This window comes from Streptomyces sp. GbtcB6, assembly GCF_019091475.1.
Classification (GTDB): domain Bacteria; phylum Actinomycetota; class Actinomycetes; order Streptomycetales; family Streptomycetaceae; genus Streptomyces; species Streptomyces hyaluromycini.
Genome location: NZ_JAGXJL010000010.1, coordinates 1 through 21799, shown reverse-complemented (window position 1 = coordinate 21799; position 21799 = coordinate 1). Strand labels below are relative to the sequence as shown.

General features: G+C 69.7%; 24 protein-coding genes and 4 pseudogenes. 8 read left to right on the top strand and 20 right to left on the bottom strand.

What is annotated here, in order from left to right:
• Positions 1 to 21: 21 nt before the first annotated feature.
• The 9 genes from KVT45_RS18375 to hemL all read right to left on the bottom strand — a co-directional run bounded on the left by KVT45_RS18375 (position 22) and on the right by hemL (position 9271).
• Positions 22 to 909 carry a CU044_5270 family protein gene (locus KVT45_RS18375; protein ID WP_302832535.1) on the bottom strand — a complete coding sequence of 296 codons (888 nt, stop codon included), beginning with the start codon at positions 907 to 909 and terminating at the stop codon, positions 22 to 24.
• Positions 910 to 914: 5 nt separating this feature from the next.
• Positions 915 to 1520 (bottom strand): RNA polymerase sigma factor, encoded by a 606-nt coding sequence (locus KVT45_RS18370; RefSeq protein WP_217548786.1) that lies wholly within the window; start codon positions 1518 to 1520, stop codon positions 915 to 917.
• 78 nt (positions 1521 to 1598) lie between these two features.
• Positions 1599 to 2693, bottom strand: a complete 1095-nt coding sequence (gene ccsB / locus KVT45_RS18365; RefSeq protein ID WP_089099633.1) for a c-type cytochrome biogenesis protein CcsB — start codon at positions 2691 to 2693, stop codon at positions 1599 to 1601.
• Positions 2690 to 4402 carry a cytochrome c biogenesis protein ResB gene (locus KVT45_RS18360; protein WP_217548784.1) on the bottom strand — a complete coding sequence of 571 codons (1713 nt, stop codon included), beginning with the start codon at positions 4400 to 4402 and terminating at the stop codon, positions 2690 to 2692. Before KVT45_RS18360 ends, ccsB begins: the two co-directional genes overlap by 4 nt.
• 4 nt (positions 4403 to 4406) lie before the next feature.
• Positions 4407 to 5183, bottom strand: coding sequence for a cytochrome c biogenesis CcdA family protein (locus KVT45_RS18355; RefSeq protein ID WP_217548782.1), 777 nt, complete (start codon positions 5181 to 5183; stop codon positions 4407 to 4409).
• A gap of 1 nt (position 5184) precedes the next feature.
• Positions 5185 to 5775, bottom strand: coding sequence for a TlpA disulfide reductase family protein (locus tag KVT45_RS18350; protein WP_217548780.1), 591 nt, complete (start codon positions 5773 to 5775; stop codon positions 5185 to 5187).
• 56 nt (positions 5776 to 5831) lie between these two features.
• Positions 5832 to 7088, bottom strand: a complete 1257-nt coding sequence (locus KVT45_RS18345) for a hypothetical protein (RefSeq protein ID WP_217548778.1) — start codon at positions 7086 to 7088, stop codon at positions 5832 to 5834.
• A 165-nt stretch (positions 7089 to 7253) separates the two neighbouring features.
• On the bottom strand, positions 7254 to 7946 hold the full coding sequence (locus tag KVT45_RS18340; RefSeq protein ID WP_217548776.1) for a histidine phosphatase family protein: 693 nt from the start codon (positions 7944 to 7946) through the stop codon (positions 7254 to 7256).
• On the bottom strand, positions 7943 to 9271 hold the full coding sequence (gene hemL / locus KVT45_RS18335) for a glutamate-1-semialdehyde 2,1-aminomutase (protein ID WP_217548773.1): 1329 nt from the start codon (positions 9269 to 9271) through the stop codon (positions 7943 to 7945). The genes KVT45_RS18340 and hemL overlap by 4 nt, the downstream gene beginning before the upstream one ends.
• A gap of 302 nt (positions 9272 to 9573) precedes the next feature.
• On the opposite strand from hemL, the gene KVT45_RS18330 reads away from it, so the two are divergent.
• The 3 genes from KVT45_RS18330 (at position 9574) to KVT45_RS18320 (ending at position 10986) form a co-directional block, all read left to right on the top strand.
• Positions 9574 to 10257: a hypothetical protein gene (locus tag KVT45_RS18330; protein WP_174855923.1), complete on the top strand. Its 684-nt coding sequence runs from the start codon at positions 9574 to 9576 to the stop codon at positions 10255 to 10257.
• 208 nt (positions 10258 to 10465) lie between these two features.
• Complete coding sequence (locus tag KVT45_RS18325) at positions 10466 to 10636, top strand: hypothetical protein (RefSeq protein ID WP_217549245.1); 171 nt, start codon at positions 10466 to 10468, stop codon at positions 10634 to 10636.
• Positions 10633 to 10986 (top strand): ASCH domain-containing protein, encoded by a 354-nt coding sequence (locus KVT45_RS18320; protein ID WP_217548771.1) that lies wholly within the window; start codon positions 10633 to 10635, stop codon positions 10984 to 10986. Before KVT45_RS18325 ends, KVT45_RS18320 begins: the two co-directional genes overlap by 4 nt.
• 57 nt (positions 10987 to 11043) lie before the next feature.
• Here the strand turns inward: KVT45_RS18320 and KVT45_RS18315 are convergent, their stop codons facing one another.
• The 5 genes and pseudogenes from KVT45_RS18315 to KVT45_RS18295 all read right to left on the bottom strand — a co-directional run bounded on the left by KVT45_RS18315 (position 11044) and on the right by KVT45_RS18295 (position 13623).
• Positions 11044 to 11889, bottom strand: coding sequence for an MOSC domain-containing protein (locus KVT45_RS18315; protein ID WP_217548769.1), 846 nt, complete (start codon positions 11887 to 11889; stop codon positions 11044 to 11046).
• Between the two features lie 50 nt (positions 11890 to 11939).
• Positions 11940 to 12194: pseudogene (locus KVT45_RS18310) on the bottom strand (aminopeptidase); the annotation flags it as partial.
• A gap of 149 nt (positions 12195 to 12343) precedes the next feature.
• Positions 12344 to 12568, bottom strand: a pseudogene (locus KVT45_RS58110) (molybdopterin molybdenumtransferase MoeA); the annotation flags it as partial.
• A gap of 57 nt (positions 12569 to 12625) precedes the next feature.
• Positions 12626 to 13384, bottom strand: coding sequence for a class I SAM-dependent methyltransferase (locus KVT45_RS18300; protein WP_217548767.1), 759 nt, complete (start codon positions 13382 to 13384; stop codon positions 12626 to 12628).
• Between the two features lie 20 nt (positions 13385 to 13404).
• Positions 13405 to 13623, bottom strand: coding sequence for a hypothetical protein (locus tag KVT45_RS18295; protein ID WP_254647061.1), 219 nt, complete (start codon positions 13621 to 13623; stop codon positions 13405 to 13407).
• Positions 13624 to 13631: 8 nt separating this feature from the next.
• Between KVT45_RS18295 and KVT45_RS18290 the strand changes: the two are divergent.
• Positions 13632 to 13841 (top strand): annotated as a pseudogene (locus tag KVT45_RS18290) (molybdopterin-dependent oxidoreductase); the annotation flags it as partial.
• A 6-nt stretch (positions 13842 to 13847) separates the two neighbouring features.
• Here the strand turns inward: KVT45_RS18290 and KVT45_RS18285 are convergent.
• From KVT45_RS18285 to KVT45_RS18275, 3 genes are all read right to left on the bottom strand, one after another.
• Positions 13848 to 14534: a phosphotransferase enzyme family protein gene (locus KVT45_RS18285; RefSeq protein ID WP_217548765.1), complete on the bottom strand. Its 687-nt coding sequence runs from the start codon at positions 14532 to 14534 to the stop codon at positions 13848 to 13850.
• A gap of 444 nt (positions 14535 to 14978) precedes the next feature.
• Positions 14979 to 15839, bottom strand: a complete 861-nt coding sequence (gene sigJ, locus KVT45_RS18280; protein WP_217548763.1) for an RNA polymerase sigma factor SigJ — start codon at positions 15837 to 15839, stop codon at positions 14979 to 14981.
• Positions 15836 to 16414 carry a carboxymuconolactone decarboxylase family protein gene (locus KVT45_RS18275; protein ID WP_217548761.1) on the bottom strand — a complete coding sequence of 193 codons (579 nt, stop codon included), beginning with the start codon at positions 16412 to 16414 and terminating at the stop codon, positions 15836 to 15838. The genes sigJ and KVT45_RS18275 overlap by 4 nt, the downstream gene beginning before the upstream one ends.
• 255 nt (positions 16415 to 16669) lie before the next feature.
• Between KVT45_RS18275 and KVT45_RS18270 the strand changes: the two genes are divergently transcribed.
• Entirely contained in the window at positions 16670 to 17203 is a 534-nt protein-coding gene (locus tag KVT45_RS18270) for a GNAT family N-acetyltransferase (protein WP_217548759.1), read from the top strand.
• A 33-nt stretch (positions 17204 to 17236) separates the two neighbouring features.
• Here KVT45_RS18270 and KVT45_RS18265 read toward each other — a convergent pair whose 3' ends face one another.
• Positions 17237 to 17956, bottom strand: coding sequence for an IclR family transcriptional regulator (locus KVT45_RS18265; protein ID WP_217548757.1), 720 nt, complete (start codon positions 17954 to 17956; stop codon positions 17237 to 17239).
• 236 nt (positions 17957 to 18192) lie between these two features.
• Between KVT45_RS18265 and KVT45_RS58440 the strand changes: the two are divergent.
• A pseudogene (locus tag KVT45_RS58440) lies at positions 18193 to 18513 on the top strand (MATE family efflux transporter); the annotation flags it as partial.
• A gap of 79 nt (positions 18514 to 18592) precedes the next feature.
• Complete coding sequence (locus tag KVT45_RS56390) at positions 18593 to 18865, top strand: hypothetical protein (protein WP_254646990.1); 273 nt, start codon at positions 18593 to 18595, stop codon at positions 18863 to 18865.
• A gap of 70 nt (positions 18866 to 18935) precedes the next feature.
• Here the strand turns inward: KVT45_RS56390 and KVT45_RS18255 are convergent, their stop codons facing one another.
• Positions 18936 to 19724 carry an SAM-dependent methyltransferase gene (locus KVT45_RS18255; RefSeq protein WP_217548753.1) on the bottom strand — a complete coding sequence of 263 codons (789 nt, stop codon included), beginning with the start codon at positions 19722 to 19724 and terminating at the stop codon, positions 18936 to 18938.
• Positions 19725 to 19841: 117 nt separating this feature from the next.
• The gene (locus KVT45_RS18250) at positions 19842 to 20531 is read right to left on the bottom strand and encodes a M24 family metallopeptidase (RefSeq protein WP_217548751.1); all 690 of its coding nucleotides are present in this window, start codon (positions 20529 to 20531) and stop codon (positions 19842 to 19844) included.
• Between the two features lie 199 nt (positions 20532 to 20730).
• Between KVT45_RS18250 and KVT45_RS18245 the strand changes: the two genes are divergently transcribed.
• Positions 20731 to 21399 carry a molybdopterin-dependent oxidoreductase gene (locus KVT45_RS18245; protein WP_217548749.1) on the top strand — a complete coding sequence of 223 codons (669 nt, stop codon included), beginning with the start codon at positions 20731 to 20733 and terminating at the stop codon, positions 21397 to 21399.
• The last annotated feature ends 400 nt before the right edge of the window (positions 21400 to 21799 follow it).

Below are 21799 nucleotides of genomic sequence, written 5' to 3'. Positions count from 1 at the left end.
GGCCCCCGGGATCCGCACCCCCTACGGACGCTCCCCCGCCTTGTCGACCACGGCCCGCGTGATGATCGATGTGCCGCCCATCGACGTACCGTGCAGGTCGTACACCCGCTCTCCGAGGAACGCGTACGTCTTCTGGTCGAAGATCAGCTGGACCTTCTCCTGGCCGGTGGTGCGGGTGATCGCGATCCCCTCCCTGCCGGTCAGGTCCTTGGCGTCGTGGACCACGTCGACGCCCGGGATCGTCGCCGCCGCCCGGTAGAGCGCGGCGCCGACCTCCGGCGGCATCAGGGACTCCTGGATCAGATCGGCGAAGAGCATGAACGCCGCGTCGTTCCCGTCCGGGCGTTCGGCGTCGACCTCGTCGGCGCTGACCCGGTACAGCCAGTCGTGCATCGCCTCGGTGCCGGTCGGCAGCTTGGCAAGGTCCCGGTAGTAGGTGGACCGTTCGCCGGCCTTCTTGCCCTTCGTGCCGAGCGAGACGTGCTCGTTGTCCGGCGTGTTCTCCTCCAGCAGGCCTTTCCTGGTGCCGTCCACCGACTGCCAGACCTCCCGGTCGTGGACGGGCTGGAGCTTCGCGGGTCCGCCGTTCTCGGAGACCGTGAAGGCGGTCCGGCTCTTGAGGTAGACGAACTGGTCGTCGCGGATGCCGGCCGGTGCCTTCTCGTGCTCGGCGGCCAGCGCGATGTGGCCGAGGAGGGCGGTGGCCTCCTGGGACGCGTGCGGCTGCGACGTGCTTCCGGACGGCACGGCCACGGTGACGGCGATCGCGGCGACGGCCGCCACGGCCGCGCCGACCAGCGCGGGCCGCAGCCGGCCACGGGACAGCCGGCGTTCTTCCCGTCGGATCTCGGTCATCAGATGCTCCTTGAGGAGTCGGTGACGGGCCGGCGGAAGGTCCTGCTCAGACATCGGGTTCATCGGTGTCCCTCCCTCAGGGGCCCGACCGCGGTGGTGCGGTCACCTCTCATCTGTCCGTGCGAATGGGCGGGTTCCATATGTTTCGCGAGTTTTGTGCGGGCTCGGGAGAGGCGGGAGCGGACCGTGCCCACGGGCACGCCGAGGGCCTCGGCCGCCGCCGCGTAGTCCAGGCCCGCCCACACGCACAGCGCCAGCACCTCGCGTTCGGGCCTGCGCAGCTGCGCCAGTGCCGCACGCACGAGGGCCAGTTGAGCCGCGTCGTCGATGCGTCCGGCGACCTCGTCGGCGAAGTCCCGTACCGGCTCCTCGCGGGGCAGCCGGGACATCGCGGCCGCGTGTCTGCGGGCGGTCCGGCGCTGGTTTCGGGTGACGTTGGTGGCGATGCCCAGGAGCCAGGGGCGGGGTGAGCCGCCGTCCTCGTCGAGGCTCGCGCGCAGCCGCCAGGCCTCCAGGAACGTCAGCGAGACGACCTCCTCGGCGGTCGTCCACCGTCCCGTCAGCCGGAAGGCGTGGTTGTAGACCGAGCGCGCGTAGGCGTCGAAGAGGGCGGCGAAGGCGTCGTGGTCTCCGGCGCGGATGCGTCTTCGCAGATGTGTGTCCACGCCCTCGTACCTGTCCGTACGACGAAGGCCGGTTCCTGTGACCTGGGTCACGGGAACCGGCCTTCGCCGACAGCGGGCCTAGACGCCCGCGTAGGAGTGCTTGCCGGTCACGAAGATGTTGACGCCGTAGTAGTTGAAGAGCCAGCAGCCGAAGGCGATCATCGCCAGGTAGGCGGCCTTGCGGCCCTTCCAGCCGGCGGTGGCGCGGGCGTGCAGGTAGCAGGCGTAGGCGACCCAGGTGATGAAGGACCAGGTCTCCTTGGGGTCCCAGTTCCAGTAGCGGCCCCAGGCGCTGCCCGCCCAGATCGCGCCCGCGATGATCGTGAAGGTCCACAGGGGGAAGACCGCCGCGTTGACGCGGTAGGCGAACTTGTCGAGCGAGGCCGAGGCGGGGAGGCGCTCCAGGACCGAGGTGGCGAAGTTGCCGGGCTTGCCGCCGTTCTCCAGCTTGCTCTCGTACGCGTCCTTGAAGAGGTAGAGGATCGTGGCGACCGCGCCGACGTAGAAGACCGCGCCGCAGAAGATCGCCGTCGAGACGTGGATGTACAGCCAGTACGAGTGCAGGGCCGGGACCAGCGGCTCGCTCGCCGTGTAGAGGACGGTGACCGCGAGGCCGAGGTCGAGCAGGACCGTGGTGATCAGGAAGAGGCCGAGCCAGCGGACGTTCTTCTTCAGGGCCAGCAGGGTCAGGTAGACGGCGACCGCGACCGTGGAGAACGTGATGTTGAACTCGTACATGTTGCCCCACGGCGCCCGCTGCACGGAGGCCGCGCGGGTGATCACGCCCGCCAGCTCCACGAGGAAGGCGAGGACCGTGAGGGAGATCGCGATCCGGCCGTAGAGGTCGCCCTGCTCGTCGCCGCCGTGGGCGCCGGGCCCGTCCGGCACGTCCCGGGAGCCCGCCGCGGAGCGGACGACGACCTGCGGACGCTCCAGTACGGCGGTGCCGCCGGCCTTCTTGACCGTCACGGACGGCGCCTTCTTCGCGTCCGCCTTGCTGGTGAGCGCGTTGGCGGTGCGCGCCACCCGGCTGCGGCTGCCGAGCAGCCACTCGAAGATGTAGGCGAAGAAGGCCAGCGTGTAGACGGCCATCGAGGAGTAGACGAGCGTGTTGCTCATGCTCGCCAGATGCTCGTTGGTCGCGGCGAGGGTCGTTGCGGCGGCGGAAGTCATCGCTTCTCAGCCCCTTCGGCAGGTACGACTTCGGGGTCGGGGGAGGGTGAAGAGTCGTCGTCGGGATCGTCGTCGGAATCGGGAGCCCCCGACGCCTGGTCGTAGAGGATGCCCGCGAGGTCGCCCAGTTCCTCGGGCACCTTCGCGGACTCGCTGCGGCCCAGCCCGGCCATCTCGACCACCGTGACGCCGTCGGGGCCCGGCACCGCGCGCACCCACACCCGGCGGCGCTGGATGAACAGCGAGGCGGCCAGGCCGAAGATCGCGGAGAGGGCACCGCCCAGCGCCCAGCCGCTGCCGGGCTCCTGGACGATCTCGAAGCCGGCCCACTCCTTGACGTCCTTCTCGAACGTCACGGAGCCGGCGCCGTTCGGCAGCTGCATGGTCTGGCCGGGCTTCAGGTTGTCCCGGAACTGCTTGCCCTTGGAGTCCTTGAACTCCTTCATGTGCGTCTTGTCGAGCTGGTACACGCTCTGCGGGATGCCCGAGTTGACGCCGAGGTCGCCGTGGTACGGCGCCAGGTTCAGCACCGGGTTGTCCAGCGCCGGGAAGGAGGAGAGGACGGAGGAGCCGCCGGCGTAGGTCGGCAGGAAGAACAGCTGGATGCCGAGCTGTTCGCTGACGCCCTGGGCGCTCTGGTAGCCGTCCATCACCTTCACCACGCCCTGGGAGCTGATGTTGGCGTCGAGCGGGAGCAGCGGGACGGCGTCGTGGTAGACGACCTTGCCCTTGCTGTCGCGGACCGTGATGACGGGCGCGTAGCCGTGGCTGACCAGGTAGACCTTGGCGTCGTCGATGTGCAGCGGCTCGTTCACCTTGATGGTGGTCCGCTTCGGCTTGCCGTAGGCCCCATCGCTGTAGTCGATGTCCGCGGTGAAGGTGACCGGGGTGCCCTTGCTGGGGCCGCTGGTCTGGTAGCTGGCGTGGAAGTTCTTCAGGTCGAAGCTGAACGGCACCAGGTCGTCGGTGCTGAACATGGAGCCGGACTTGAAGTCGTCGTACTGGAGGATCGAGTTGGCGAACCCGTCGCCCTCGACGACCAGCTTGGTGCCGTCCGACTTGTACATCTGGCCGGAGGCGAAGGCGATCAGCAGCACGATCAGCGCGATGTGGAAGACCAGGTTGCCGAACTCGCGGACGTAGCCCTTCTCGGCGGCGACCGCGTCCCCGGCGAGGTGTGCGCGGAAGTGCCGCTTCTTCAGCAGCTTGAGGGCCGCCGCACGGATCTCCTCCGGCTCGGCCGTGGTCCGCCAGGTCGTGTACGCGGGGAGCCGGTCCAGCCGCTTCGGGGCGCCCGGCGGACGGCCGCGCAGCTGGCCCACGAACTGCCAGGCGCGCGGGATGATGCAGCCGACGAGGGAGACGAACAGCAGGATGTAGATCGCCGAGAACCACACCGAGCTGTAGACGTGGAACAGGCCGAGCTTGTCGTAGACCGGCGACAGCGTCTTGTGGGCCTTCTGGAATTCGGCGACCTTGTTGATGTCGGCGCCGCTCTGCGGGATCAGCGAGCCGGGGATCGCGCCCAGCGACAGCAGCAGGAGCAGCAGCAGCGCGACCCGCATCGAGGTGAGCTGCCGCCAGAACCAGCGGGCCCACCCGACGACCCCGAGCCCGGGGGCGACCGGCGGCTCGACGGGGGCGGTGGAGAGCTGGGAGCCGGCGGCTCCGAGGTCCTGCTCGGCGTTGTCGGTTTCGGTCTTGCTCATTGAGTCAGATCCCCACAGTGAAGCCGTTGGACCAGCCCTGCATCTCCTGCACGAGGCCGTCCCAGGCCCCGGTCAGCAGCAGCACACCGGTCACGATCATCATCGTGCCGCCGATGCGCATCACCCAGACATAGTGGCGCTTGACCCAGCCGAAGGCACCGAGCGCCTTGCGGAAGGCGACCGCGGTGAGCACGAAGGGGACGCCGAGACCGAGGCAGTAGGCGACGGTCAGTATGGCGCCGCGGCCGGCGCTGCCCTGCTGGGCGGAGAGGCTCAGCACGGCGGAGAGCGTCGGGCCGATGCACGGGGTCCAGCCGATGCCGAACAGCGCGCCGAGCAGCGGTGCCCCTATCAGACCGGCCACCGGCCGCCTGTGGAAGCGGAACTCGCGCTGGGTGAACCAGGGCATCAGGCCCATGAAGAACACACCCATGGCGATCATCAGGACCCCGAGCACCTTGCCGAGAGTGCCGGACTGTTCCTGAAGGTCCTGGCCGAAGTAGCCGAAGAGCGCACCGCCCGACACGAACACGGCGGTGAAGCCGAGCACGAACAGCGCGGCGCCCGTGGCCATCCGGCCGCGCCGGGCGTCGGCCAGATCGGTGCCGGCGACCCCGGTGACATACGAGAGGTAGCCGGGTACGAGGGGCAGCACGCACGGGGAGAAGAAGGAGACGAGCCCGCCGAGCAGCGCGATCGGCAGCGCGAGCAGCAGCGCGCCGTTCATGACGGTCGTGTTCGGTCCGTCTGTCACGGCCGCGACCGTGAGGAGTGCGCTCACGTCACTTCTCCGCGACGACGGGCTTGAGCATCTTCAGCAGGTTCTCCTCGCTGAGCGCCGCCAGCGAGCGCGCCGCGACCTTCCCCTGCCGGTCGAGTACCAGGGTGGAGGGGATGGCCTGCGGGTTGAGCGTGCCCTTCTTGAAGCGGAGCATCAGCTTGCCCGTCGGGTCGTACAGGCTCGGGTAGTCGATGCCGTTCTGCTTCTCGAAGGCGACCGCGGAACCGGTGCTGGTGTCGCGGGTGTTGATGCCGACGAACTGGACGCCCTTGCCCGCGTACTCCTTGGAGACGGAGGCGAAGTAGGGCGCCTCGGCCCGGCAGGGGCTGCACCAGGAGCCCCAGACGTTGATGACGACGACCTTGCCCTTGTAGTCCGCGACGTCCAGGGTCTTGCCGTCGATGGTCTTCCCGGACAGGTCGGGGGCCGCCGCGCGGTGGCCCTCCGCAACCGTGTCGATGCCGTCCTTGCCGGTGACGAAGTTGGTGTTGCCGCCTCCGCCGGAGGTGCCGCCGTTGCCGCACGCGGACAGGGTCAGGGCCGCCGTGGCGGCCATGGCGCCGAGCAGGAGGGCGCGGCTACGGGTACTCATGTGAAAAGTTTCGCATGCCCGTTCTGAGGATCTTGCGCACCCCCCTCACGGACGCCTCAGGCGGCTGCTCCCTGCTTGAGGAAGGTCCGCCAGCCGGCGGCGGGCCGCTGTCCCACGTCCAGGGTGCGCAGCTTGGCCAGCACCTCCGGCCGCTGTACGTCCATCCAGTCCGCGAACTGCCGGAAGGAGACCATCCGGACGTCGGCGCCCTTCTCCTTCTCCCGGGCGATGTGCTTGAAGGCCTGCTCGACGGCGTCCATGTAGATACCGCCGTTCCACTGCTCGAAGTGGTTGCCTATGAAGAACGGCGCCCGGTTCGTCGTGTACGCCCGCTCGAATCCGGATATGTACGCCTGGGCCGACTGGGTCCGCCAGCCCGGGTAGTTGTAGGCCGGGGCCTTGGTCGAGTTGACCGACTGGTTGGCGAGCATGTTGTAGTCCATGGAGAGGACCTCGAAGGAGTGGCCCGGGAACGGTATCTGCTGCAGCGGCAGGTCCCACACGCCCAGCTTCTTCGCCGGCCAGACCTGGCGGCCGCCGGGCGAGGAGGCGTCGTAGCGCCAGCCGAGCTCGCGGGCGGTGGGCAGCAGGTTGTTCTGGCCGAGGAGGCAGGGGGTACGGCCGCCGACCAGCTCCTTGTCGTAGTCGAAGGGGAGCGGGGGCAGGTCGGTCCAGCCGGTGTTGGTCCGCCACTCCTTCACGAACGCCTTGGCCTGGTCTATCTCGCTGCGCCACTGCTGGGGCGTCCAGTTGCCGACGGTGCCGTAGCCGCCGCAGAAGTGGCCGTTGAAGTGGGTGCCTATCTCGTGCCCTTCGAGCCAGGCCCGGCGGACGTTGGTGAGGGTCGCCCTGATGTGCTCGTCGGTGAGGTAGCCGATGTCGGAGGCGCCGCGGGGGTTGTTCGGGGGGTCGTAGAGCCGCTTCTTCGACTCGGGGAGCAGGTACAGCCCCGAGAGGAAGAAGGTCATGGCCGCGCCGTGCTCCCTGGCCAGGTCGAGGAAGCGCGGGAAGAGGCCGGTGCCGACCTCGCCGGCGCCGTCCCAGGAGAAGATCACGAACTGCGGCGGGGTCTGGCCCGGCTCCAGCGGCTCGGGGGCGGCGGGCTGGTGGGGCTGCTTGCCGGTGCTGGAGGTGGAGCCGTCGCCGAGAGGGCGGGCGTCCGGCGTCTTCGACGGCTTCGACGGCTCCTTGGTGGAACCGCCGGCCCGGGTTGTTCCGTCCGATGCCGTGAGAGAGCCGCAGCCGGCGAGGCCGAGTCCGGCCGTGGCGCCCGCGCCGAGGCCGAGTATTCCCCTTCGGGTGAAGGTCCGCATGGTTCCCCGATTCGTCACGTCCTCTGGTGGTCACCCACTCAGAGGGCGTGACGAAGGGGCGGGTTCCGCCGCCTCTGTGATACTTCACAACGAATGTGACGACGGTCCATCCAAGTGGCCTGCGTCACTTATGACTTACGCAGCATGACGCAGGCCCGCTCAGACTCACGCGCCGAAGGCCTTGTCCTTCCCCTTCACCGGCTTGGCGCCGGCGCGCAGATGGGCCGGGACCAGATCGATGGCGGGCTCGGAGTAGCCGACGGAAACGATCCTGTCGCCCTCGTATGTGAAAGTCGTCAGCGAGGCGAGGGTGCACTGCCGCTTGCGCGGGTCGTGCCACAGCCGGCGCCGCTCGACGTACGACCGCAGGATCCAGATCGGCAGCTGATGGCTGACCAGCACCGCCTCGTGCCCCCGCGCCCGGTCCTTGGCCGCGTCCAGGGCGCCCCGCATCCGCACGACCTGGTCGACGTACGGCTCGCCCCAGGACGGCCGGAACGGGTTGACGAGGTACTTCCAGTTGGCCGGGTTCTTCAGCGCCCCGTCGCCGACCCCGAAGGTCTTGCCCTGGAAGATGTTCTCGGCCTCGATGAGCCGCTCGTCGGTGCCGAGGTCGAGCCCGTGCGCCTTGGCGATCGGGGTCGCGGTCTCCTGCGCGCGCTCCAGCGGGGAGGCGATGACGTGGGTGACGTCCCGGGCCGCGAGGTGCTCGGCGACCCGGTCGGCCATCTGCCGCCCGAGCTCGGAGAGGTGGTAGCCGGGGAGTCTGCCGTACAGGACCCCGTCCGGGTTGGCCACCTCCCCGTGCCGCATCACATGGACGACGGTGATGTCCTGCTGTTCGCTCTGCTCGCTCATGCTGCCGTGGCCTCCGCGGCCGCTCGGGCCGCCGCCGGGAGGGCGTCGGCGATCTTCTGGACCGCACGCTCGTCGTGGGCCGTGGAGACGAACCAGGACTCGAAGGACGACGGCGGCAGGTAGACGCCGTCGGCGAGGAGGGAGTGGAAGAAGGCGGTGAACCGGAACGACTCCTGGCCCCGCGCGTCCTCGTAGTTCCGCACCGGGCGGTTGGTGAAGAAGACGGAGAACATGTTGGAGGCGGTCTGCACCTGGTGCGCGACGCCCTCCTTGCTCAGCGCCTCGCTGACGAGCCCCTGGATCTGCGCGGAGACGGCGTCGATCTTGTCGTACGCCGCGTCGTCGAGCAGCCGCAGCTGGGCGAGGCCGGCGGCGGTGGCGACGGGGTTTCCGGAGAGGGTGCCGGCCTGGTAGACGGGCCCGGCCGGGGCGAGGTGCGCCATGACGTCCTCGCGGCCACCGAAAGCGGCCGCGGGGAACCCGCCCCCCATCACCTTCCCGAAGGTCATCAGGTCGGGCACCACCCCGTCGATGCCGAACCAGCCGGCCCGGCTGGTCCGGAACCCGGTCATGACCTCGTCGGAGATGTACAGGGCGCCGTTCTCGCGGCAGGCGTTCTTCAGTCCCTGGTTGAACCCGGGCGCGGGCGGCACGACACCCATGTTGCCCGGCGAGGCCTCGGTGATCACACAGGCGATCTCCCCGGGGTGCCGGTGGAAGGCCTCCTGCACGGCTTCGAGATCGTTGTACGGCAGCACGATCGTGTCGCCGGCCTGCGCACCGGTGACACCGGGGGTGTCCGGCAGCGCGAAGGTGGCGACGCCGGACCCGGCGGCGGCCAGGAGGCTGTCGACGTGTCCGTGATAGCAGCCGGCGAACTTGATCACCTTGGTGCGCCGGGTGAACCCGCGGGCGAGCCGGATGGCGGACATGGTCGCCTCCGTCCCGCTGCTGACGAGCCGCACCTGCTCCAGGGGCTCGATCCGGGCGACCATCTCCTCCGCGAGGGCGACCTCGCCCTCACCGGGCGTACCGAAGGAGGTACCGCGGGAGACGGCCTCCTGGACGGCGGCGATGACCTCGGGGTGGGAGTGCCCGAGGATCATCGGCCCCCAGGAGCACACAAGATCGACATACTCGCGCCCGTCGGCGTCCGTCAGGTAGGGCCCCTTGCCGGAGACCATGAAACGGGGGGTGCCGCCGACTGCGCGGAAGGCGCGCACCGGGGAGTTCACGCCGCCGGGCGTGACGACGGAGGCGCGGTCGAAGAGCGCCTGTGAGACGGGCGCGTCGTAGGGATAGGGCGTTTCGCTCTGGGCACTCATGACGTGCGGCTTCTCCGACTTCTCGGACTCCGGATGCTTGGTGACCTCCTCAGGGTAGGCCGAGGAGCGCGGTCTCCTCGCAGCGGAGGACGGCGGTCCCCGCACAGCGCCCGGGGCATCTGCGAGACTGTGACCCGATACACCCAGCTCATCCGGCACGCAGGCGGCCGGAGGCTGTAAAGATCCTGCGGACTGATGTTTCGACGCACGTTTCGGCGGGCGGCCGTGGGGGAGGTCACTGACACGATGATCGGGTTGCGCGGCGGGGGCCACGCGTCCTAGAAAAGCAGTCGGGTGGAGATATGCATCGCGGTGGCGGACTGGGCGAGGGGACCGATGACCTGGGTCCTCGACGTGCCCATCGGGGAAGGCACCGGCGCGACGCGGAGGAATCGGCCGAGGCAGCACGTCAGGAACAGGGCGTACCGAGTGAGTCGGAGCGGCGCGACCGACGTATCGATCAGCGGGACCGCGATCAGAGGGATCGGGACCAGCGGAGCGATCGGCGGATCGACCGTCTTCAGACCGGGAGCAGGAATGGTGGTCGGGTGGGGGTGACGTACAAATACTTCGGCGCACCGGACGGCGCGACCGCGGCCCGTGTCCCGATCTCGATGCGCCCCGAGGAACTCGGCGGCGACGAGCTCGGCATGAACGGCATGTTCACCAAGATCAAGCCGGAGACGATGGCCGCGATGGTGCTGACGGGCATCGAAGGCGTGCCTCTGCACAAGGTGCCGCCACTGGAGCTGGTCGTCCTGCACCCGGACTACGCGGTGGTCAAGCTCCCCATGACGGTGGTCGACCCCCTGCGCGGCATCGGCGAGGAAGCGGTCGGCGCGGCGGCCTTCATCTGGTCGACGGTCCCGGACCGGGGCGGCCCGAGGGACGCGTTCAACGTGTACCAGCTGCTGCACGAGTGGCAGGACTTCAGCCACCGGCTGCATGAGGCGGGGCATCAGCCTTATTGCCTGGTATGGCCCTGACCTGGGGTTTTGCTGGTAGCGGGCGGGGTCTTCGGGCCTCGCCCTTTTGGTGCCGGAAAGGGGCCGTCAGGCGGCCAGGGCACATTGAGGGCACATTGGTTTCGCTGGGGGCCCTGATGTGCCCCGGGCGGCGGGTGGGGCGCCGTCGTCTTCCCCCTCGCACCCAGCTCCCCGCCCGTCTGTTCTGCCCGCGGGCGCCACCGCTTGGATGCTCGACACCCGAAAATGGCCCGGATCCGTCACCGAGTACGCCGGCCACCTGGTGGCCATGACGGAGAAACTGCTGTCCTGCCCCGAGCACTTCTTCCGTTCGTACTCCGCCGCCGAGATCGGCCGCCTGATCACCGCACCAGCACCCAGGAGCCTCTCCGCCCCATGAGCAGCACCACCCCGCGCCACCGCGAACTCAGCCTCTACCGCCAATACTTCGAGCTGGTCGCCGCGGGCACCAAGACCATCGAAGTACGGGTCAAATACCCCCACCTCGCCGATCTCGCCCCCGGCGACATCATCCGCTTCCGCATCAAAGGCACCGACGAGACCTGCGAGGTCAGGGTGGAACGGGTCACCGAATACCCCGACTTCGAGGCCCTCCTCGACGGCGAAGGCCCCGCCGACGTCAACCCCACCGCCACCCGCGACGAGCAACTCTCCAACATCCGGGCCATCTACCCACCGGAAAAGGAAGCTCTTGGCGCCCTGGCCATCCAGATCGGGCGCCTCAGCTGACGCCATGAATGGCGGGCGCGCAGTCGCCGACGTGACCGGGAGTCGTCGGGCAGAGGGTCACGCGGCCGCGTCCAGTGTGATCGCGTCGCCCACCCGGACCGCCCCCGCTTCCAGCACCTCCAGGTACACGCCGAGGCACGAGAGCCGGCCCAGGTCGAACACGGGTACGCGGTGATCGCGGGCAACCGCTCGCATGATGCCGGGATCGGCCGGCAATTCGTCATGGCCGAGCGTGGGAACCACACAGCGGGGAGTGGGCACCAGGACCCTGAACAGCGCCTCCCCCACGCGCAGTCGTGATCCCAGCCAGGCATCCTCAGGGAAACCGGGCCCGCCATCGGTGTCCACGACGAGGTTCGGCCGGAAGCGGCGAGCGTCGAAGTCCCCGGCGGGATACACCCCGCGCATCCGGGCCAGGGACGCCGTGGTGACGAGATGGACCCGGCCGAAGTCGAAAAAGGTCCCCGGGGCGACACCGCCGGTCGTGATGCTCGCCCCGGTGGCATCGACGGCCGCCGTCTCCCGCACGGAGTCCGGTACCCCGCCCTCGTACTCGGGGACGGCCCGCTCCAGCCTGCTGTGCTCCGGTACGGCGGCCGAGAGGAACACCGGCCGGCCCAGCAACTTGGACAGCTGCGCGTCCAGTTCGGGATCCTCCACCGGCAGGGCGGTGCCGTCCGGCAGTACGACCCGGACCGTGCCGGACTCGTCCAGGCCGCTGCGACAGCGCAACAGCGCCCCCCACTTGCGCGGGTGCTTGGCACTGCCCACCGCGCCCGTCTCATCCAGAACGGCGTAGCCCCTGTCCCCCGAGAATCCGCCTTCCGTGACCGCCACGGCGATCACGGCCTCGCCCAGCATCGACTTCACCGGATACCGGTACAACGCCGCCACAGTCCCCATGGATGAAGTATCGGTGGAGACCGGCCGGTGACGGGCACGTCAGTGCGATGTCAGAGGGTGAGCAGTTCCTCGTAGAAGCCGCCGAACTCCCGCTGCCGGTCGACGAGATGGATCTCCAGGATCCAGTGGCAGGTGCGTCCGGCCTTGTCGGTGCGGCGCAGCGGGGTGTCCTTGGCGGGGGCGATGTACGACTCCGTATCGGCACCGTCGATGGTCTCGTGCGGGAACTCGCCGACCAGGTGCCCGGCATGCCAGCCGCCCAGTTCCCAGCCCGCCTCGGCGGCCAGCCGCTCCACCTCGGCGTACGTTCGTCCCGCAGGACGTCGGTGACGATCTCGTTGCCGCGCTGGTCGAACTGCTCGATCCAGTCCTCCCGCATGGGGCCTTCGCCCGCGCGCAGCACGCCGCGCACCCGCCAGGGCCCGGCCCCGGGACCGACCACGTAGCCGTCCATGGCGGCCGTGTCGAACCCCGGCATCGGCTGCGGGGTGCGCAGCACGGCGGCCAGCGTCAGCCCCGCGGCCCGCGCCAGGGGAACCTGCCGGGCGGGCAACGGGATCGAGGCCGCGTGAGCGCGTTCACGGGCAACCGCCCACGGCAGGGGGCGGGGGGCGCGGCTGCGGTGGCGAGGACGGTCATGGCGACCACTCCGGCGCCGCCGTTTTACCGGGCACCGCACTCCGGGTTGCCGCTGTGGCACGGGCCGTTCAGATGCCCTCCGGCCGGGTCGTGAGGTTCAGGGGCTGACGATCAGACGGACTGCGCCGTGAAACTCCGGCTGCGTACGGAGGTGCCCGTACCGCGCGTCCCACGCTCCGGAGTCGAGGTCGGCCGCGAGCCGCTGCGTCGCGCGCTCCTCGACACCGGGTTCGAGGAAGCTCCACGCGGACTGGGCCCGGCGTACGGCGGGGTCGAGGAAGGATTCGGGGCGGGCGTAGTACGCCTCGGTGAACCCGTCCACGCAGTCGAAGGGGATGGGCACGGGGTGCACCTGGGTGCCGGGGCCGAGGGCGTCGGTCACGGTCGCGACAGCCGGGAAGCGGGCGGCCTCCGTGGCCTGCAGTTCGGGAACGTAGTCCATCAGCCACAGCCGGCCCAGCTCGTCGCCGTCGAAGGTCAGCACGACCACGGGCCCGCGTGCGACGCGCCGCATCTCGCGCAGCCCGGCCACCGGGTCGGGCCACTGGTGCAAGGTCACCATCGCCATTGCGGCGTCGACGGAGTCGTCGTCGAAGGGCAGGTGCTGGGCGACACCGTCGATGGCCGGTGCCAGGTGCGCGGGGCGCTGGGCACGCATGGCCGGGGACGGCTCGATGGGCAGCACGTGCCGGTCGAGGGGTTCGTAACTGCCCGCGCCCGCACCGACGTTGACGACAGTACGGGCGTCGCCGAGGGCCTTGTGGACCTGGGCGGCGATACGCGGGTCGGTGCGGCGGACGCGGCTGTAGGCGGTGCCGACCAGACCGTAGTCCGTGTCGCCCATGACCTGAGACATGCGTTTCCTCTCGGCATCACTCAATGACAGGCTTGTTCGTCGCTGCGCACCGCGCGCGCCATGAAGTGGTGCGGGGCGTCCTCGTAACAGTCCAGGCGCCAGCCCGCCGCCCGCAGTGCGGGCCGCAGGTGCTCCTCGCCCATGGGATCGTCCGGGTCCAGGAGGCGGCCGTGACGGGCGGCGCGCTCGGCGCGGCCGGAGGGGTGGAAGAGCAGCAGGACACCGTCGGGGGCGGTCACCCTGGCCCACCGCCGAACACGGCTTCCCCCTGCGCCTGGTGGTCCCGCAACTCTTCGGCTACAAGAGCCCCAAGTGGCTGCGCGGCACCGAGTACATGACCGCCGACCGGCGCGGCTTCTGGGAGGAACGCGGCTACCACAACCTCGCCGACCCCTGGAAGGCACAGCGCTACTCCTACCAGGAGGAGCCGGGCGAAGGCCCGCAACAGAGCGGCTAGCGAGCTTCACAGTCGCTGGCATCCGGCGTCCGGCCCGAAGGTGCCCTCGATCCACTGGGCGTCCGTCAGGTACCGGCGGTCGTGTCCCTCAGTGATGTGACGCGCGAAGGCCGGATGACCTTCCGCCGCCTCGGCATACATCCACTCGACCAACGCGCGCAGACGCACCGCCGCAACCGCCGGAAGCGCAGCCCGTTCCCTGTCGGACAGGCCGTATGTGTCGGCGAAGAGCGTCAGCCGCCGGCGCGCTTCGGGAACCGGCAGCGTGAGCTCGACCTCGTCCGGCGCGTACAGCGGTACGAATCGGTAGGCGGTGTACGCGACGTCCCACACGCGCGGTCCGGGATGGGCGGTGTCGAAGTCGATGAAGGCGACCGGAAGCTGGTCCCGGAACACGGTGTTGTACGTGGCCGCGTCGCCGTGACAGACGACTTCCGCGGGTTCCCTCGCCGGCAACTGCCACACGTCGTCCGGCCGTTGCGCGAAACTCGCCGAGGCGTCGTGGAAGCTTCGCAGCAATCGCGCCACGGCGATCAGTGACGCGTCGCTGCGCACCTGGGGGGCGGCGAAATCGTGCCCGACCTCTCCGGGCAGAAAGTCGACGATCTCCTCTTCACCGTTCTCGCTCAGCCCGTGGGGGCGCGGCGCCCCGGTGAACCCGGCCTCGGCCAGGTGCGCCAGGAACCGCTGCACCGTGGGAGTCCAGGGGCCTGCCGGGCGTGAGACGCGATTCCCGCGCCGGACAACCTGGTTCACTCCGCCGACGAACACTTCGCGATCTTCCACCGTGGCACCTTAGGCAGCTCGGCAAGACGGCCGCGCTGCTTTTTCGCACCAGTCTCCATGGTCCCGCCCCATAGGGCCGCATCATGACGCCGACAGGAGTGGGGCTCCAAGACCTATACACCGCACCGCACTTCGCGACCTCCGCACTCATCACGATCGACGTGCAGCGCGACTTCCTGGCGGGACTCGCCACAGGAGCGTCGAGGTGCTCCCGGCCGCGAGGGCGCATCCAGCGGTGAGGGCAGCTGAGCGGCAGGACCCGTGTCGGCCCGGGTTCCTGTTCTGATCCTCAACTGGTGCTGCGGTGGGCGGTGTTCCGGGTGCGTCAGGCCCGGAACACCTGCCCGTGTGCTACCTGGTGAGATCGGTCAGCTTGTCGATTCGTGTCAGCTTCTGCGGGTTGGATGTCGCGTAGATCCGGGTGATGCGCCCGTTCTCGATCAGGAGGCTGACCGCGGCCGGTCCGCTGTCGGACTGGATCCGGATCGCGGGGGCGCCGTTGAGCCACACCAGCATGGTGTCGGACTCGCGCCGTTCCGTGCGGGCGAGCATCGTTGCCACGAGCTCGGCCCCGTGGACGGGAGCCAGTGCGGCGGCCGTGAGCCCGCCTCCGTCGGCGACGAGGGTCACATCCGGCGCCATGATCTCCATAAGGTCCTGGACGCGACCGGTGTGCAGCGCGGCGAGGAACCGGTCCATCACCGCCTTGTGCTCCATCGGGCTCACGTTGACGCGTGGTTGACGGGCTGCGACGTGGTTCCGGGCCCGCCGGGCGATCTGCCGAACCGCGGCGGGGGTCTTGCCCACCGCCTCGGCCACCTCGTCATGCGGCATGTCGAAGACCTCACGGAGCACGAACACCGCGCGTTCCACCGGTCCGAGCGTTTCCAGGACGGTCAGCACGGCGATGGAGACGCTTTCCGCGAGTTCGACATCGTCGGCGACGTCGGGGTGGGTCAGCAGGGGTTCCGGCAGCCACTCGCCCACATAGTCCTCGCGACGGCGTGAGAGGGTGCGTATGCGGTTGAGTGCCTGCCGGGTGACGGCCCGGACGAGGTACGCCCGCGGGTCGCGGACCTCTGACCGGTCGACGTCGGCCCGCCGCAGCCAGGTCTCCTGGAGCACGTCCTCCGCGTCGGCCGCGGAGCCGAGCATCTCGTAGGCGACGGTGAACAGCAGGCTGCGGTGGGAGACGAACGGGTCGTCAGTCATGCCGTGGACCCTACGCGGGACGTCACCGGGCGCTTGGCCAGCGGTATCTCGCAGGCGTCGGAGAAGCCCTGCGAGGTGACCCCGTTCGCCACATTCGCCCTGGTGGCCAGGTTGACGTAGGCGATGAACGCGGTGAGCTCCACCATCGCCGGCGTTCCGAGCAGCTCCAGGAGTGCGGCGTACTGCTCGTCGGTGACGGTCGGCGGCGTGTTCGTCATCGCCTCGGCGTACCCCATGACGTCGCGCTCCAGCGCCGTGAACACGTCCGCCTCCCGCCAGCGCGGCACCTGGCTCGCCTTGGCCAGGTCCAGGTTCTCGTTGTGCGCCTGGAAATAGCCGACGTCCAGGCACCAGCTGCATCCGACCAGCGACGCGACGGCCATGTGCGCGAACGACTTCAGGCTCGGGTCCACCGCGTCCCACGCTCCCGCCTTGGCACCGAACTCCAGGTTGTCCTGGGTCACCCGGGGGCTGTGCCACAGCACCTCGACGTTCTCGGGCACGACGCCCAACTGCTTGATCATGTTCTCCTTGAGCTCGGCGGGAAGCTCGGCCTTCGGCAGGCGCAGCGTCATGATGTCTCTCCCTTTACGCGTCCCTGTGGGCTTGTTCGGCATGAAGACACCGTCCGGCCCACGCATGTGACAACCACCGCCGCCCCGGGTCTGCAAGGCGGTCGGCCTCGGCCAACGCCCGCTCGGGTTCGGCCAGTTCATGGAATACCTTGTCGGCCCGGTAGCCGTCCGGTGCCGCAGCCGACGTCGACCACGGACGTTCCGGGTGCGGCGCCGATTACCCATGAGGCCGTTGCCTTCGGCAGGATGAGCGCCATGACCGAGATCCGTACCCCCCGCCTTCTCCTCCGTCGCTGGCATGACGACGACCTCGTGTCCATGGCGGACATCAACGCGGACCCTCAGGTCATGCGCTGGATCGACGACGGCTCGGTGCTCGACCTGGACCACACGGCGGAAGCCATCGAGCAGTGGGAGGAGGAATGGGACGAGGAGGGTTTTGGACTCTTTGCCGTCGAGCTACTGGCTTCGGGTGAGCTCGCCGGCTTCACGGGTCTGTCCGTGCCCGAGTTCCTGCCGGAGGTACTGCCCGCCGTGGCGATCAGCTGGCGGCTCGGCTCACAGTTCTGGGGCCAGGGATACGCATCCGAAGCCGCCCAGGCCACGCTGGAGTTCGCGCTCCAGGACCGCGGCCTCGACCGCGTCATCAGCATCAGCCGGGCGGGGGACGACGCCTCCGAGAACGTCATCCGCAAGCTCGGCATGGCGCTGGAGCGAGAGACGGCACACCCGGTGCACGGCTATCCGCTGCGCGTGCACGCCATCGACCTCACCGAGTTCCAGGCGTGAACCGGCCGAGCCGTCGCCTTACGGGCGGTCGCCTTACGGGCGGTCGCCTTCCGGGCGGTCGCCTTCCGGGCGGTCGGCGCCCAGATCGTGGGATATGGCGCGGGCGCAGTTCCTGACCGCGGAGACCAGCGAGCCTCGTACCTCGCCGCCGTCGTACATGCGGTCGGCGGCTCCCGTGATGCTCACCGCGGCGACGGCATCTCGCATGTCGCGGATCGGTGCGGCGAGGGAGACCGCCCCGTACCGTGCCGGTTCAGGAGCGCAGGCCCAGCCCCGCTCCCGGGTGGCCTCCAGAAGGCCGGCCGGGGTTGCCGGAGCAGCGAGGACCGCACCCAGTGCCGTTCCCTCGGCGAACACCATGGTGCCGGTCTCCACCACCTGCCTCGTCTCGCCGGGCCGGACGACGTGATGGATGATCAGTACGCCCGACCTGTGCGGCACGCCCACAAACACCTGTTCGCCGGTGGTCCGGGCCAGGTCGTCGGCCCAGGGGAGCGCGCGGGCACGTAAGTCGTGGCGCTGGAGGTAAGCACCGCCCAGCCTCACCGACTCGGCGCCCAGCCGGTACTTGCCGGACGCCGGGTCCTGCTCGACGAGGCCCTCTCGCCGGAGCGTGTGCAGAATTCCGTGCACCGTGCCCTTCGGCAGACCCAGGGCGGCAGCGGTGTCGGAGAGGCCGAACTGGCACTGCCCCGTGGCGAGAAGCCGCAGTACGGCTGCGGCTCGGGACACGGACTGGATGGGACCTGGCACGCAGCCACCTCTTCCGACTCGGCTGACGCCGAGGGGGCGCCGAAACCCTGAGCAGGCGCCGGTTCACGGCACCGCGGGGGTGAGTGTGCCATGCATTCAACGAGCGGAACCGGCCAGTTATCGACATTTTCCGTCATCCGCGGCAGCACGCTCGAAACAAATGCCACGTGGCCGCCATACGTTCGCCGACGAAGCGCCGCCCCGAGCTGCGATCGCTACTCGGGTTCAGCCTCCCGATGTCGGTCGCCAACTACGTACAGCAGTCCTACCTGTTGGCCGACAGCATCATCGTCGGCCACTACGTCGGCATCGGCGGGCTGGCCGCGGTCGGTGCCGCCCAGCCGATCTTCTATCTGGTCAACGCCGTCTTCCTCGGCCTGGTCAGCGGTTTCGCCTTCCGGTTCGCGAGGATGACCGGATCCGGCGGGGCCGAGCGGCAGCAGGACGCCGTCATCGGCCTGGCGGCCTTCGCCGTCGTCTGGGCCGCACTGTGCATCGCGCTGGTCCTCACCAGCACCGACTTCTTCCTGGACACGACGGGGATCCACGGCACCGTGGCGCACGGCAGCGTGACCTGTCTGCGCACTCTTTCCCCGGGGTTCGTGGGCATGTTCGGAATCGGCGCCCTGGGCGACCGTGGCCGAGTCCCTGCTGGTGATCCTGGTGCGGCACGGCATCGGGCGGACCGTCTTCCCGCTGGTGTGCACGATGCTGTCGTTCCTGGTGTTCCGGGTACCCACGGCGTCCCTGCTGAAAGTCCCGCTGGGGCTGGACGGTCTCATCCGGGCAGTGCCCATCGGCTGGTTCGTCGGCCTGGCCTACACCACCTTCACCGTCCGTCGCTACGTCCAGGACGCCGGGCGGTTCATCCCCGTGCGGAAGGTCCCCGCGCCGGCAGAGCCCGCTTGACGCCCTTGCCGGGCCCCCGGTCCTCGGCCGTGACCCCGGCGGACTCCAGGGGATGAGGCGGCTGGGGGGGTCAGCGGATGCGGGCCACTCCCGAGTAGATGCCGCTGCCCTCCGGTTCCGGGGCCGGGGTGGTGGCGAACCACTCCGTCGCCGTCACCAGGCCGGGCGGCACGAGGTCCAGGCCGTCGAAGAAGCGCTCCACCTCCGGGCGGGTGCGGAAGGCGAGCCGGATGCCGCCCTTGGCGTACTGGGCGACGACCTGTTCGACGAGGTCCGGAAACAGGTCGGACGCGGCGTGCGACAGGATCAGGTAGCTGCCCGAGGGCAGCGTGTCGACCAGGGCACGGACTATGCCGTGGGCGCCCTGCTCGTCGCTGATGAAGTGCATCAGCGCGATGAGCGACAGCGCTACGGGGCGGTCGAAGTCCAGGACGTGCCGGGCATGCCGGACGATCGCCTCCGGGTCGCGCACATCGGCCTGGATGTAGTCGGTGGCCCCCTCCGGGCGGCTGATCAGCAGCGCCTCGGCGTGCCGGAGGACGATCGGGTCGTTGTCGGTGTAGACGACCTTGGCCGACGGCACGACGTTCTGCACGATTTGGTGCAGGTTCGGCTCGGTGGGGATTCCGGTGCCGATGTCCAGGAACTGGTCGATGCCCTCCTTGGCGAGCCACGCGGCCGCCCGGTGCATGAACTGACGGTTCTGCCGGGCGGCGTCCCGTGCCTCGGGCGGCAGCTTCTCACCGACCGCCTCGTCGACCGGGTAGTTGTCCTTGCCGCCGAGCAGCCAGTCGTAGACCCGCGCGGGATGAGCCCTGCTGGTGTCGATCGACGGAGACGGCTGTGGGGCGGTCGTCATGGCAACTCCATCGCGCCGGCGAAAGGTAGGAGAGAGCGAGTTCGCGATGATCGTACTCGGGCTTCCCATCTGCCTTGTTCCAGGGGCGACTTGAGCCAACCGCGGGCTGCTTCCCGGTCAGAGGGTGAGCAGTTCCTCGTAGAAGCCGCCGAACTCCCGCTGCCGGTCGACGAGATGGATCTCCAGGATCCAGTGGCAGGTGCGTCCGGCCTTGTCGGTGCGGCGCAGTGGGGTGTCGTTGGCGGGGGCGATGTACGACTCCGTGTGGGCGCCGTCGATGGTCTCGTGCGGGAACTCGCCGACGAGGTGACCGGCGTGCCAGCCGCCCAGTTCCCAGCCGGCCTCGGCGGCCAGCCGCTCCACCTCCGCGTACAGCTGCTTCCCGGTGATGTCGGGGGCGGCCTCGAAGAAGTGGCGCCCCGCGGCGAAGATCTCCCCCAGGTCGGCGCGGAGCCGGTGCTTGACCGGATCGTCGCCGAGGACGAAGGTCCGGCCGAAGTCGGCCTCGTACTCCTCGAAGATCGGCCCGAAGTCGGCGAACACGATGTCGTCCGCGCCGATCACCCGGTCCGGCGGGTTCTCCTTGTACGGCTTGAGCGTGTTCGGTCCCGAACGCACGATCCGCTTGTGCCAGTGCCGGGTCGTGCCGAACAGTTCGTTCGCCAGGTCACGGACGCGGTCGCTGACCGCCCGCTCCCCCTCGCCCGGCGCGACCAGCCCGCGCGCCTCGATCTCCGCGAAGAGCCGCTCGGCCTTCGCCTGGGCATCCAGCAGTCGCGCCGCGCGCGTGGGTTCGTCATCCGCCATGACGCCGAAGCTAACCAGCCAGATCGTCCGCGGCAACGGGATTCCTCACCCCCCTACCTGCGGGTCGCCGTGCGGGGAGCCGCGCACTGTCCCCTCGGGCTCACGACTCACCGTGACGCACCCGGCCAGGGCATCACGAGAAGTGAGCGCTTACGCTGCACGGGAAGGCAGGCCGACAGGACGCGACGAGGAGAAGAGGGTGCCGACCGTGGCCGACGTGCCGTCCTCCGGGGCCGGGGTCTCCGGCCGCATCCCTCCCGGACAACGCCTTGTGCACGGCTGGCCCGTCTCGCACTACGGCCCCGTCCCCCGCTTCCGCCCCGAGCGCTGGAACCTGCGCGTCTTCGGCGCCACCGCCTCCGGCGACACCCACGAGTGGACCTTCGACGACCTCGCCGGCCTCCCCCGCACAACTGTCGTCGCCGACCTGCACTGCGCGAGCGGCCCCACCTCCACCGGACACGAGTGGTACGGCATCCCCGCCGCCACCGTGCTGGACCTGGTCCCGCCGGCGCCCGGGGTCACCCACATCATGGGCTGGGCGGAGTACGGCTACTCCGCCAACCTCCGCCTCGCCGACTTCACCTCGCCGCACACCCTGATGGCCACCCACCACGACGGCGAGCCCCTCACCGCCGAACACGGCTTCCCGCTGCGCCTGGTCGTCCCCCACCTCTTCGGCCACAAGGGCCCCAAGTGGCTGCGCGGCATCGAGTACATGACCGCCGACCGGCGCGGCTTCTGGGAAGAGCGCGGCTACCACAACCTCGCCGACCCCTGGAAGGCACAGCGCTACTCCTACCAGGAAGCGGACGACGACGGCCCGCATGGCGCCGAGGACGGCGACTCTTCGCCCAGCTCCGGCTGAACGACCGCGCATTCGCAGAGCACCGGGTCGGCTGCGGGCCGCCGGCCCCGGAATCCAGGTCACATGACGGATGTCACCGCAAAAGTGCTCTTCATAGGGTCCATCGCAGGCCACACCGATCAGTTTCGGCCGTGCGGGGTTGAGCCGGCCGCCCTTGTGCAGCAGCTCGGCGGCGAGCTCTCCGTCAGTCCCGTTCCCCCAAGCCCCATGCATGAGGAGTCCCATGAGTAGCGAGGTTTCCCGCCGTCGGGTACTGGCCGCCGGAGCGGCGCTGGCCGGGTCGGCGGCGCTGGCCGTCGGCGCAGAAGGAACGGCCGGCGCGGCGACGGCCCCGGTCAGTACCGGGGAGGAGAATCCGAAGGTGAAGCCCACCATCGTGCTGGTGCACGGCGGCTACGCC

What these genes read in the sequence shown, in the direction of transcription:
- KVT45_RS18375 (WP_302832535.1), bottom strand. Translation starts at nt 909, where the DNA reads ATGTCTGAGCAGGACCTTCCGCCGGCCCGTCACCGACTCCTCAAGGAG.
- ccsB (WP_089099633.1), bottom strand. Translation starts at nt 2,693, where the DNA reads ATGACTTCCGCCGCCGCAACGACCCTCGCCGCGACCAACGAGCATCTG.
- KVT45_RS18360 (WP_217548784.1), bottom strand. Translation starts at nt 4,402, where the DNA reads ATGAGCAAGACCGAAACCGACAACGCCGAGCAGGACCTCGGAGCCGCC.
- KVT45_RS18350 (WP_217548780.1), bottom strand. Translation starts at nt 5,775, where the DNA reads ATGAGTACCCGTAGCCGCGCCCTCCTGCTCGGCGCCATGGCCGCCACG.
- KVT45_RS18345 (WP_217548778.1), bottom strand. Translation starts at nt 7,088, where the DNA reads ATGCGGACCTTCACCCGAAGGGGAATACTCGGCCTCGGCGCGGGCGCC.
- KVT45_RS18340 (WP_217548776.1), bottom strand. Translation starts at nt 7,946, where the DNA reads ATGAGCGAGCAGAGCGAACAGCAGGACATCACCGTCGTCCATGTGATG.
- hemL (WP_217548773.1), bottom strand. Translation starts at nt 9,271, where the DNA reads ATGAGTGCCCAGAGCGAAACGCCCTATCCCTACGACGCGCCCGTCTCA.
- KVT45_RS18330 (WP_174855923.1), top strand. Translation starts at nt 9,574, where the DNA reads ATGCATCGCGGTGGCGGACTGGGCGAGGGGACCGATGACCTGGGTCCT.
- KVT45_RS18325 (WP_217549245.1), top strand. Translation starts at nt 10,466, where the DNA reads ATGCTCGACACCCGAAAATGGCCCGGATCCGTCACCGAGTACGCCGGC.
- KVT45_RS18320 (WP_217548771.1), top strand. Translation starts at nt 10,633, where the DNA reads ATGAGCAGCACCACCCCGCGCCACCGCGAACTCAGCCTCTACCGCCAA.
- KVT45_RS18315 (WP_217548769.1), bottom strand. Translation starts at nt 11,889, where the DNA reads ATGGGGACTGTGGCGGCGTTGTACCGGTATCCGGTGAAGTCGATGCTG.
- KVT45_RS18300 (WP_217548767.1), bottom strand. Translation starts at nt 13,384, where the DNA reads ATGTCTCAGGTCATGGGCGACACGGACTACGGTCTGGTCGGCACCGCC.
- sigJ (WP_217548763.1), bottom strand. Translation starts at nt 15,839, where the DNA reads ATGACTGACGACCCGTTCGTCTCCCACCGCAGCCTGCTGTTCACCGTC.
- KVT45_RS18275 (WP_217548761.1), bottom strand. Translation starts at nt 16,414, where the DNA reads ATGACGCTGCGCCTGCCGAAGGCCGAGCTTCCCGCCGAGCTCAAGGAG.
- KVT45_RS18270 (WP_217548759.1), top strand. Translation starts at nt 16,670, where the DNA reads ATGACCGAGATCCGTACCCCCCGCCTTCTCCTCCGTCGCTGGCATGAC.
- KVT45_RS18255 (WP_217548753.1), bottom strand. Translation starts at nt 19,724, where the DNA reads ATGACGACCGCCCCACAGCCGTCTCCGTCGATCGACACCAGCAGGGCT.
- KVT45_RS18250 (WP_217548751.1), bottom strand. Translation starts at nt 20,531, where the DNA reads ATGGCGGATGACGAACCCACGCGCGCGGCGCGACTGCTGGATGCCCAG.